This is a genomic window from Hyphomonas atlantica corrig. (genome assembly GCF_000682715.1).
Classification (GTDB): Bacteria; Pseudomonadota; Alphaproteobacteria; order Caulobacterales; family Hyphomonadaceae; genus Hyphomonas; species Hyphomonas atlantica.
This window is the reverse complement of record NZ_AWFH01000001.1, coordinates 280,312-291,561: the sequence shown is the minus strand read 5'-3', so window position 1 is coordinate 291,561 and position 11,250 is coordinate 280,312. Positions and strand designations below refer to the sequence as shown.

The window sequence follows — 11,250 nt, the reverse complement described above, 5'->3', positions numbered from 1 at the left end:
CATGATCCCTCCAACCCACCCCAATGGAGGATTCCCATCATGATGAGCCGTCGCAATTTCTCGCTTGCCGCTGGCATGGCCGCCGCCGTGGCGCTGACTGCAGGGGCCCTGATCGCCTCCACCGCGCAGGCCGCGCCGGACGATGCCACCACGCTCGCGCCAGACTTCACCGGCGTAACCGCCACGGGAGAGACCGTGTCCCTGTCCGATTTCGCCGGTCAGACCGTGGTGCTTGAATGGACCAATGATGGCTGCCCCTTCGTGAAGAAGCACTATGCCGTGCCACCGGCCAACATGCAGGGCCTGCAGACCGATGCGTCTGAAAGCGACGTTGTCTGGCTGTCCATCGTCTCCTCCGCCCCCGGCAAGCAGGGCCACCGCACGGGCGCTGAATTGCTCGACATGAATGAGGGCCGCGGCGCGACGCCCGCCCATGTCATCATTGACGAGAGCGGCGACATTGGCCGCCTCTACAAGGCCAAGACCACGCCGCACATGTTCGTTATCACCGCCGAGGGCGAGATTGCCTATCAGGGCGCCATTGACGACACGCCATCGGCCCGCGTCTCGGACATCGAAACCTCCACCAATTACGTCTCTGCCGCCATGCAGAGCGTTGCTGCGGGCGAGCCGGTCGAGGTGGCCAGCTCCAAGCCCTATGGCTGTTCGGTAAAATACTAGCTGCGCCCAATCGGGCACATGACGAAACTGTCGCTTGAACTCGGCGGCAATGCGCCCTAGACGCGCTCGCCATGCTTCAGATTGTGCCCGAAACGCCCGAACTCCACGCCGATGCGATCGAAGACCTCTTCGCGCGCACCTTTGGCTCGGGCCATTTTGCCAAGACGGCCGAGCGGCTGCGGGAATATTCCCGCTCCCTGCCAGAGATCAACCGCGTTGCCGTGCTGGACGGCAAGGTGATCGCTGTTTGCCGTGTCTGGCCCCTGAAGATCGGCCCAAACGCTGACCGCGCCCTGTTCTATGGCCCGGTCGCCGTCGGCCCCTCCCACCGGGGCAGCCGCCTTGGCCTGACCGTCACGGGCGAAGCGCTGGAGGCGGGCAAGGCCGCAGGCTGGCCAGCTGCCGTGCTGATCGGCGCGCCGGCCTATTTCGGCGAGATCGGCTTCACCGTCACCCCGAAGAACCAGCTTCTCTTCCCCGGCCCGCAGGACCAGGCCCGTGTCATGGTGAAAGACCTCGCCGGAGACGCCAGCCAGCTTTCCGGCCTCGTCACGGCGGCGTGACCTGATGCGCCGCATCGCGGGCTTCTCTGACGCAAGGGCAGGGGGGCTAGCGTCTGGCCGTAAAGGCAACAGCCACCAGGAACTGAGCAGGGAGGGCCACCGGCCATGGAATTCGATGAGGTCATCAAGACGCGGCGCAGCATTCGCGGATATCTCGACAAGCCGGTGCCGAAGGAGCTGATCCGCGAAATCCTCGAAATCGCCATGCGCGCGCCCACTTCGATGAATTCCCAGCCCTGGAACTTCTACGTCGTCGCGGGCGACGTGCTGGACCGTATCCGCAAGGGCAATGTGGAGCGTAACGTCGCCGGCGTGCCGGACAGCCGCGAGTTTCGCATGGGCCCGCCCTATGCCGGGGTGCACCGGGATCGTCAGGTCGAGATCGCCGTCCAGCTGTTCCAGGCGATGGGCATTGCGCGCGATGACAAGGAAAAGCGCATGGACTGGGTGCTGCGCGGCTTTCGCCAGTTCGATGCGCCGGTCTCCATCGTCATCACCTATGACAAGGCGCTGGCGGGCGGAGACATCCCGCCCTTTGATTGCGGCGGCGTGGTCAATTGCATCGTCAACACGGCCTGGTCACGCGGGCTCGGCTGCGTGATCAATTCGCAGGGCATCATGCAAAGCCCCGTCGTGCGCGAAGAGGCCGGCATTCCGGACGATCAGGTGATTCAGACCTGCGTCGCCATGGGCTGGCCCGACGACACCTTCCCCGCAAACGCCGTCGTCTCAAAACGAAAATCCGTAGACGAAGCAGCGGTATTTCGGGGGTTTTAGTCTCAGCAGCCTTGTTATCTATCTAGGATGTCGTCCTTGTGCTACCTACCGGTGTGCCAGTTCGTTAGGTGTGCGGGATGAGCAACGAGACACAATTTGAAAAGTTGTTGTCTGACGTTCGAGAGACGTTGGATATTGAAGTAAAGGAAACTCTCGACATTGCAGGGGATCCCAATCATCGCGCAGCGTTAGCCAAAGAGATTATTGCGTTGGCTAACCATGGTGGTGGCTTTGTCATTATTGGTTATGAAGAGAAGGAAGACGGTGATTTCGTACCATCGGTAAATCGAAAGCCTTCAATGATGGATTGGTCGACCGATAAAGTCCAATCGATCATTTCTAGGTACGTCGATCCGCATATGCAGTGTTCAGTCACTCAAACGTCAATTCCAAATAGTGAGGACCGGTGCGTTATCATTGCTGTACCGGGAGGTCACAAAGTTCCGGTAAGAGCAAAGTCGGGGTCACCAGACAACAAGACTTTGGTGCCAAATAGGGTGTATGTCAGGCGACCCGGACCAAACAGTGAAGAGCCTCAGTCGACCCATGACTGGGATGAACTATTTTCACAGATCATACGAAACCGCAGAGAAGAGTTGTCAGAGGCTTTCCGATCGATTTTGGAGGGTGTTGTTCCAGTGAGCTCAGCTACCGAGGAGCCGGCAGACGAGGCACTTCAAAAGCACATTGATCAGGCACGTTCTCGTTGGCATGCTCGAACATCAGATTTGCCTGACCGTCACGCAGCAAAGCTGATATATGGCTATTATGATTGCGCATTTCAGATTCTTGGAAATTTTGACATTCCGTCCTTTAAAGAGCTGCGGGAGATAGTTCAGAGTTCAGTGCGAAATCACTCGGGCTGGCCGCCGTTCGTATCCCTAGCGGGTTCAGAGTACGCACCTCAAATAGTCGACGGCTCTCTAGAGTTCTGGAGGGGCCCAAATACTGATGGTGCTGAACATACGCCCGACCATCACGATTTCTGGCGAATATCTCCAGATGGGTTGTTGTTCATACGTCGCGGTTACCCCGAGGATGGGTTCTTCGACGGGATGGAGCAGGGAAAATACTTAGATATCTCTACGCCGACACGAAGAGTTGGCGAAGCGATTATGGAAGCTGCCTATATTGCGAGAGGTCTGGGTGCTTCTAAGGCGAATATAAAGTGTGAAATCCACTATTTTAAGCTTGCTGGCCGCGAGTTGGTTAGTAAAGGAAACACCAATAGGATGCTATTTGACGAGTACAAGAATCGTCAGGATGAGTACAATTCGAAGTCGGTAGTAGCTGTTTCTCAGCTTCCAGGTTCTTTGCCCGAGGTGGTATACAAGTTACTTGCTCCGCTTTATCAGCTATTCGGATTTTTCAGCCTTCCGAAGCGGCTTGTAGAAGAAGAACTTCGGGATCTACTTCGGTACACGCACTAGTTCAGAATGAGTACTGGAATTTGTGCGGACCCGAAGTAATCTTGACTGATGGGCTTTCTGGCGACCGCGTATTAGTTCCCAATCCGTCTGATAAACTCCGCCCCTAGACTTTCTCGTATGAATGGGATGCAGGCATTTGTGGAGCAGGGGCTGGCGGCGGCGCGGACGGCGTTGCAGGGGGTGCGGGCAGAGGCCGGGCTGCATCTGGAGCCGACACACGTGACCAAATGCCTGCGCGCCAGGGTGCGCAGCCGCCTGAAAGCCATTGAAACCATTGTCCGGCGGCTGATCACCTTGATGGCCAGCGCGTTGGAAATTGCGCCGAACGCGCTCGCTGCGCGCGGGCAGGGCGCCCCCGCCGCGCAGCCGGACAGCTTGCCGGATGGCGTGGAAGACGTGACCGACAGTTTCGCGGGGCTTCAGCCGCCCGCCTTTCGCCTGCGCCTCACCGGGCGGGCGGTGTCCGGCCTGATAGATTGGCACCAGGTGTTTGCCGGTTCGGTCAGCGCGTCGGCCCAACCCTCCGGCCCGGTGCTTGCCGCGCCGCTGATTGCACAGATCGTGGCGCTGCACCGTGTGCTGAGTGATCCTGAGCCAGCCGCCCGGCGGCTCGCGCGGCATCTGGCGCAGATGAAGCAAGCGGGCGAAGCGCGCCCCGTCTGCCCGCCCAGCGCGGGCGATTTCCGCCTCGGCGCAGAGCTGGGCAGCGTCTCCACTGCCTTGCCGAGCCTGCTGACCCGCGCGCTGGCCGACTGGCCGGACTCGTCCTGAGTTTTCCGTAGAATTTCATCTGATTACCGGGGCGCTATCCGCGTCTCCGGTCGCTGGCGCTGGCGGCGAGCTCCGCTCTCCTTCGACTTCGCTCTCCTTCGACTTCGCTCAGGATGAGCTAATCTCTTGAGGCGATGTTTTCCTCATTCACCGACTCATCCTGAGCGAAGTCGAAGGATGAAGCGGCCAGGAGCAAAAGCCCGGCGCGTGCGCTTCGGGCCTTCTCGGGGACATCGCAGTGCGATGTCTGGCCCCTCCAAGCCTGAGCGAAGTCGAAGGATGAAGCGGCCAGGAAACCAGTGACCCTACTTGCCCTCAAAGAAGGAATAGACCGCATCTTCCGGATGGCTCGCGCCAATTGGCGTGCGCGGGCCGAAGCGCTCGGCCTCGCTGCCCGGCGGCAGCGGCATTTCCTCGGTCCAGTCGAACACGACCAGCCGGTTCAGGATGCGCCATTCGCCGTCGCGCTTCACGAACCAGTCGAGATAGCGGCCCTTCATATCCCATTGCTGCATCTGCCGGTCCGCGCCCGGCTGGCGTTGGAAGGCAGAGAAATAGCTCTCCACCGCCGCGCCGCCCTCGCGAAATTCGATCAGGATATTGTGGATCTGGTGAATGCCGCGCTCGATATAGGGAAGGGTCTTCATCGCCCAGTCGACAAAGCCGGATGCGCTGCCCTGATACGGCCCATGATGGTCCGTGCCGTCGGGCCAATAGGCAGAGCGGAGCATCGCCTCATCGGCCCGGTCAATGCCGCGCGCATAGCGAAACAGGCAATCGCGAATCGCCTCGCGCGCCCATAATTCCTCGATCTTCTGTTCCAGCGTCAGCTCGGCCATCTTGGCGCTCCCTTTGTTCCTGTACGGTTTTATCTGTATCCCTACCGGCCCTCACGCCGCCAGGCCAGCAGCAACAGGCCGATCAGGAACGCCGCCGCGATCAGCCCCGGAAGCAACGGCTGGCTGCTGGAAGACCGAACAGCGTAAGCGCCGCGTTCTCTCAGGCCCAGCCAGTTGCCGCCCGCTGAATTTCCCCGCGCGCCGGTTCGGCGAATGTCCGGCAGATTCGTGCCGCTCTCGTTCAGGCGAAACACGCCGCCGCCAGTTGCATCCGCCATCGGCGCCAGAACTTCGGTCGAGGACTGAAGATCGGCATATTCCTTCGGGTTCGCCGGTCCGTTCAGCGCAACAGCTTCCAGCCCGCCCGCTTCGGCGCGGTAAAGCCCCAGCTGGTCAATCGGCGCCTCGGCCACGAATTGCCCCGGCGCCTGCTGACGCCATTGCGGCTCAAGGAAACTGCCCTCCGGCGTCTCGACCAGAAGCGGCGGCGCGGTATCCAGCAAGGTGCGCAGCTCCACGCGCGCTGTATCGCCCTCCGCAACGAGGCTCAGCTTGCGCTCTTCCAGTTCGGGCTCTTTCATCATCCAGTGCACGATCCGCCGGATCAGTTCGGCAAACGGCCCGCCCCCATCATGCCCGCGCGCCCACAGCCAGATCTGGTCCGTCATCAGCATGCCGACCCGGCCATCGCCCACGCGGTCAACGATTAGCACCGGCTTTCCGCGCGGTCCGTTCATCAGTACATCTCCGGCCTGTGCCTCGGCATCGATATAGCGCATCCAGCCGCCCCATTCGCGGCCATCCAACGGCATCGTCACCGCATGCCGCTTGCCCGGTTCGGTCAGTTCCGGCGTGTATTCGCCGGTATAGATATCCCCTGTCGGCGTGGCCGGAAGCACAGAGGCGAGCGGCGATCGGGCAAGACTTCCCGGCCCGGCAAATGGCTCGCCCGCCGCAATCAGCAGCGCGCCACCATCCGTCACGTATCTGGCCATGTTTGCGAGGTAGGACTGGGTGATCACGCCGCGCCGCTCATATTGGTCGAAGATGATGAGGTCGAATTCTTCCAACTTGTCCTCGAACAATTCCTCTGTCGGGAATGCGATCAGGGCAAGCTCTTCCGTCGGCGTATAATCCAGCTTGTAGGGCGGGCGGAGAATCGTGAAGTGGACGAGATCTACGGACGGGTCGGATTTGAGCAGGTCCCGCCAAACGCGCCCGGCCTGGTTCGGCTTGCCGGTCACCAGGAGAACTCGCAACCGGTCGCGGACGCCAGAAAGTGTCGCTGCCGTGCGATTGTTCGCAAGCGTCAATTCTTCGCGTCCCGGCGGGGTTTCCACGACGATGACGTTTTCGCCGCGCCGCTCAATTTCCATCGGCACGGTCGTGTCTTCGCCCGGTGTCACATCCATCCGGCGCGGCATTCCGCCATTGATGGACAGCTCGATCTGGACCGGGCGTCCCTCCGGCATGCCGGGATCATCGACGCGGATAACCAGTTCTGCCATTTCGCCGACAATGCCGAAATCCGGAGCATCCACAATGGACACGCGCCGGTCGCCCCGGTTTGGATCGCCTACGATCAGGCCATGCAATGGGCCGATATGCCGTTCATCCGAGTCCTGATCCGGCAAATCATGAATTTGACCATCCGTGATCAGGATGGCCCCGGCAATGCGATCACGTGGAACATCGGCCATGAGACCTTCCAGCGCGCCGTAGAGATGGGTGCCATCGGCGCCTGGATCACTTTCCATCACGCGTACTTCGAGGCTCGGGTCCGTCTCAAGTTCAGCGGTCAGCGCCGCATAGGCTGCGGTGGCAGCTGTCTCGCGCGCGCCAAATTCCATGCTTTCGGACCGGTCGAGGATCACCGCCGCAACCGAGGGAAGGGGTTCTCTTTCCTCTTTTACCAGCGACGGGTTCGAGAGGGCCGCGGCCACCAGGGTCAGGGCCAGTCCGCGGGTCAGCCATGCGCGGCCTCGCAAGATGGCATAGGCAATCCAGGCGAGCGCCGCGATGGCAACAATCGCCCAGAGGATTGGCCAGCCAAGGAAGGGCTCGAAGCCGAGACGGGTCGCATCAATCATCACGGGCCCCCATCCAGAATGCGGCTGGGTAATTCAACGGGCTCGTCATCAGGTTCTTCACCATCCCCCAGCCGTTCCAGCAAGGCGGGTATGTGAACCTGATCATCCTTGTAGCTGCCGGTCAGGACATACATGACGAGGTTCACGCCAAAGCGGCGGGACATTTCCCTTTGCTCTGCGCCGCCGTCTACGGAGTAAAGATCGCGCCCCTGCGCATCGACCGCCCATGCGGATGCCCAGTCAGCATCTCCGATGATCAGCCGTGAAACGCCGTCGCCGCGCGGAGCGCTTGCGTCACCGGCCTGCTCGATCCAGAGGCTGCGCTGGGCATACCGGCCGGGAAAGTCGTTCAGCAAGTAGAAGCTGCGAGTCAGGACATGATTCTCGCCCACTGTTTGCAGGGGCGGCGCATCAAGGCCTTCGAACAAGGTTTCAAGTCTGCTGACATCGGTCTGTGAACCGATGGTCCCGCCCGCGCGGGTGTCGATCACCAGAGCGCCCCCGGAGCGGAGATAGGTGTTGAGATTTGCAATTGCTGTTTCTGACAGGGGGGGCATGGACTCCGGTACGTTGAAGTAGATCAGCGGGTAGAGTTCAAGCGAATCCGTTTCCAGATTTACACCACGTGGGTCGGCGGGCTCAACCGAGGTACGCATCCGCAATATGCTGGTCAAACCGGACAGCCCGGCTTCGGTTCGACGGTTCAGGTCACCGTCAGGGGTCTCGACAAAGGCCAGCCGCATTTCCAGCGCTGCGTCGATTTCCTTCTGCGTTGAATTGCCTGTAGACGGCAGACGAATGACGTCCGGACTCGTATCAACACGGCGATAGGTTCCATCGGGCAGCAGCTCGTACTGGTAGGGCTGGGCCACGGCGTCCGGGCCGGGCAGGGCGACCATCGCTCCTCCGATCAGGATGCAGGCGGTCGCGGCGCTCCGTCCGAAGCGGCGGAGTCTTCCAGCAACGAACAGGGCGATGAACAGGTCAAGTGCCAGCAATAATGCCGCCAGAGTCAGCAGCGGTCCGGCCAGTCGCAGCGAGCGCGCCTCTGCATCGCCGAGCAGGCGCGCCGATAGCGGCCATTCGGCAATCAGTCTTGGGCGCTGCCCTGCGCCAGCATTCAGTGCGCGGGTTCCGGCAGGCCCCCGATAAAGACCGGGCGGGTGGGATTCCGACAATACCGTCTCCGCGAAATCAACGGCTTTCAATGGCGCAGCATTCGGTCCGGCAGCGGACAAGCGGCCATACCCGTCCAGGGTCAGGTATGGCGTATACGCGCCTTCCGCGTCGCCCACCGCTTCGCCGCGCCCAGCGGCAATGGACCGGCGCAGCATCTGCGAGAAGGTGCCGGAATAGGCAAGGTCTGCCCAGTCCGGCCCAGCGGTGGTGTGAAACAGGATCAGCGTGCCATTGCCGCGCGTGTCGGCGGTGACAAGCGGCGAGCCATCTGCGAGTCGCGCCCAGGTCTTGGATGCAAGTTCCGGTCCCGGACGGGCGAGAACCTGTTGTTTGATGCGCACATCGCCCGGCACGGAAAGGCCGGCAAAGGGAGAGGCTTCAGGAAAAGACGCCATGGCCTGGGGCTCGTCCCAGGCGAGCGCGCCGCCGAGCGCGCGCGATGACCTGCGTAACGCTACTGGCAAGAGGTCATCTCCCTGCGCGGCGAGCCGCGGACCGGCAAAGCGGATCAGCGCGCCGCCGTTTTCCACCCATGTATTCAGCAGTTCGGCATCCTGCGGCAGGATCTGGCCGACATCACTCATGATAATCGCATCGGGGGAGGCGGCGACGAGGTTTTCGATGCTGCCCTCGGATATGGTCGCGAAGGGCTCCAGCGCCTTGCGGATATAATGCATGTCGGACAGCAGCGGTTGAGCAGACGCGCCCGCATCGACCAGACCAACCCTGCGGGAGCGGTCCGCCGAATCCCAGAGCCAGACCGTGCCCGCGCCCTGTTGCCCGGTGACATTGAACCGAGCCACTCGCGCCAGCGCTGCAGCAGGGATCGTGAACTCTGCGACGGCTTCGCTCTGCCCATCGGCAAAGTCCAGGGGAGCGGTGGCAAGGGCCGAGCCGTCAATGGTCAGGGCAGAAACATAGCCCGTTGTTACGCCGCGGGCGTCTGCGCGCCTCGCTGTAACAGAGACCGAATCTGTCTGGGACCGGATGCTGGAAATCACGACGGGCCCTGTCGGCGCAGCAGCATAGACGGTCAGCGGCGCAATGCTGGAGAGCTCCTGCGCGAAGCGCTGTCCGTTGCGTCCTTCCAGACCATCGCTGGCCCAGAAGATGCGGTCGGGCGTAAAGGTGGAATCGCGCAGTCGTGCCAATGCATCAGCGCGGTCTGGTGCCCAGGCCTGCGGACGCAGGGAAGCGAGGCGTTTGGCCATGTCCGCGCGGGAAATACGTTCGGCCGGGTCGGGATTGAATTGCTGCGGCGCGGTCAGCAACAGGTGAACCGGCGCGTCGCGGTTTCCGCTGTCCAGCGTGGCGGTCGCGGCATTGATCAGGTCCGGCCAACGCGGCGCAGAAGACCAGCCATTATCCACGACAATGAGAAGGCTTCCGGTGCCCTCTGCCGTTTCCGTCTGTGCGCCCGGTGCATAGACCGGTTGCGATAGTCCAAGGATCGCAGCGGCGACTGCCAGTGTGCGGATCAGCCAGACCCACCAAGGCGTGCGCGCCGGGGTTTCTTCCTGCGGTTCGATCCCGTCCAGCAATTGCATCGACGGCAATTCGGCATGGCGCGGGGCAGGTGGCGTCGCGCGCAGGATCCACCAGATCAGCGGCAGCGCGGCGAGCGCGGCAAGCGCCCAGGGCGCACCGAGCAGGAATGGGCCGAGCGCCGTCATGATTTCGCTCCGAAGGTTTCGATCTGTGCTTTCAGGCGCGCGGCACCCTCCAGCGAGGATTGCCCGACAGTATGCGTCACCAGTCTCCAGCCGAATTGGGTGGCCAGTTTCCTCAGCCCGTCGCGCTGTTCGGAGAAGCGGCGCAGGTAGGTGTCTCGCATGGTTTCGGCGCGGCCCAGAATGCGGTCGATGCCCGTGCCCGGCCGGCTCAGTTTCGTGCGGCCCTCAAAGGGAAAGTCCTCTTCGATCGGCGCGGACACGGCCAGCAGAACGCCTTCCGGGCATTTAGCCGCCAGCGGCGCAAGCCTTACCTGCCATTCCGTAAGCGGAGCGTAGAAGTCTGACGCCAGCACCAGCGTCGCGGCGGAGCGTGGGGGAGAAGGGAATTGCCCATTCGTGCCGCGCTCGAGATCTTCGGCAAGTCGCGCAACGGCCTTCTTGCCAAAACTGGCAGACCGGCCTGCGCCCAGCATGCCGATCCGCTCGCCATCCTTTGACATCAGAATGCCCAGTGTCAGCATCAGAAGCTGTGCTTCCTCGGCCTTGGTCCGCAGGTCGCCTTCGCCCTTCCAGCGAAAGCCCGCCGCATCATCGCACCAAAACAGCACCGTGCGCGCGGTTTCCAATTCTGTTTCGCGTACGAACAATTCATTGCCCTTGGCCGAGCGGCGCCAGTCGACCCGGTCTGCGGCGTCTTCCTGTGCGTAGCGACGATATTGCCAGAAATGCTCGCCGGTGCCCGGCCGCCTGCGCCCGGCCGAGCCGATATGCGCAGCCTCGCTTGCCTCGGCCTTGAAGTTCAGGCCGGGCAATTGCCGGGCAAGGCTCTCGGCCTCAGCGCGAAGGTCGGCGGCAGGTGTCATGCAGATACCGCTTTCCCGCATGCGATTGCGTCAGTGGCGAGTGTGCGCATCGGCGTGCCGGTGGCTTCGGCTTCAGCAAGTGCGACATTGGCCGCGTCCGAATAGGCGTGCATGAGTACGGATGTACGCTGAGCAAGTTCGTCTTTGTCTATCGCATCGTCTCGCAACAATTCGTTCTGACTGGCTATCACGGCTTTTCGTAGTTCTGTGCTGTCTTTATCGGCGGCATCCTGAAGCATCGCGATTGCTGCCATATGTGTGATCAGGCAGGAATCGAAATTTGTAGATGCAGCCGATGGGGCTTGCTGCGAACAGGCCATAAGGCACGCAGCCATGAGGGCGAGGCTGGATACGTGTTGAAGTTCGCGGGCAGGTGTCATTCCG

The 11,250-nt window shown here is 61.8% G+C and carries 10 protein-coding genes; 5 read left to right on the top strand and 5 right to left on the bottom strand.

Annotated elements, in window-relative coordinates:
* Positions 1-39 precede the first annotated feature (39 nt).
* From HY36_RS01435 to HY36_RS17535, 5 genes are all read left to right on the top strand, one after another.
* Positions 40-681 carry a redoxin family protein gene (locus HY36_RS01435; RefSeq protein WP_241764114.1) on the top strand — a complete coding sequence of 214 codons (642 nt, stop codon included), beginning with the start codon at positions 40-42 and terminating at the stop codon, positions 679-681.
* A gap of 71 nt (positions 682-752) precedes the next feature.
* On the top strand, positions 753-1,244 hold the full coding sequence (locus HY36_RS01430) for a GNAT family N-acetyltransferase (RefSeq protein ID WP_035547290.1): 492 nt from the start codon (positions 753-755) through the stop codon (positions 1,242-1,244).
* A 105-nt stretch (positions 1,245-1,349) separates the two neighbouring features.
* A complete protein-coding gene (locus HY36_RS01425; protein WP_035547287.1) occupies positions 1,350-2,021 on the top strand; it encodes a nitroreductase in 672 nt (223 codons plus the stop codon).
* Positions 2,022-2,098: 77 nt separating this feature from the next.
* The gene (locus tag HY36_RS01420; RefSeq protein ID WP_035547284.1) at positions 2,099-3,451 is read left to right on the top strand and encodes a helix-turn-helix domain-containing protein; all 1,353 of its coding nucleotides are present in this window, start codon (positions 2,099-2,101) and stop codon (positions 3,449-3,451) included.
* Positions 3,452-3,577: 126 nt separating this feature from the next.
* On the top strand, positions 3,578-4,222 hold the full coding sequence (locus HY36_RS17535; protein WP_206741133.1) for a hypothetical protein: 645 nt from the start codon (positions 3,578-3,580) through the stop codon (positions 4,220-4,222).
* A gap of 305 nt (positions 4,223-4,527) precedes the next feature.
* Here the strand turns inward: HY36_RS17535 and HY36_RS01405 are convergent, their stop codons facing one another.
* Genes HY36_RS01405 through HY36_RS01385 form a run of 5 tightly spaced genes read right to left on the bottom strand, consistent with a single transcriptional unit; the run spans position 4,528 to position 11,246 of the window.
* Positions 4,528-5,061 (bottom strand): nuclear transport factor 2 family protein, encoded by a 534-nt coding sequence (locus HY36_RS01405; RefSeq protein WP_035547277.1) that lies wholly within the window; start codon positions 5,059-5,061, stop codon positions 4,528-4,530.
* A 41-nt stretch (positions 5,062-5,102) separates the two neighbouring features.
* Positions 5,103-7,151 (bottom strand): hypothetical protein, encoded by a 2,049-nt coding sequence (locus HY36_RS01400; RefSeq protein ID WP_035547274.1) that lies wholly within the window; start codon positions 7,149-7,151, stop codon positions 5,103-5,105.
* A complete protein-coding gene (locus HY36_RS01395) occupies positions 7,151-10,003 on the bottom strand; it encodes a DUF4159 domain-containing protein (protein WP_035547272.1) in 2,853 nt (950 codons plus the stop codon). Before HY36_RS01395 ends, HY36_RS01400 begins: the two co-directional genes overlap by 1 nt.
* Entirely contained in the window at positions 10,000-10,866 is an 867-nt protein-coding gene (locus HY36_RS01390) for a DUF58 domain-containing protein (RefSeq protein WP_035547270.1), read from the bottom strand. Before HY36_RS01390 ends, HY36_RS01395 begins: the two co-directional genes overlap by 4 nt.
* Positions 10,863-11,246 (bottom strand): hypothetical protein, encoded by a 384-nt coding sequence (locus tag HY36_RS01385; RefSeq protein ID WP_155841608.1) that lies wholly within the window; start codon positions 11,244-11,246, stop codon positions 10,863-10,865. Before HY36_RS01385 ends, HY36_RS01390 begins: the two co-directional genes overlap by 4 nt.
* Positions 11,247-11,250: the final 4 nt, after the last annotated feature.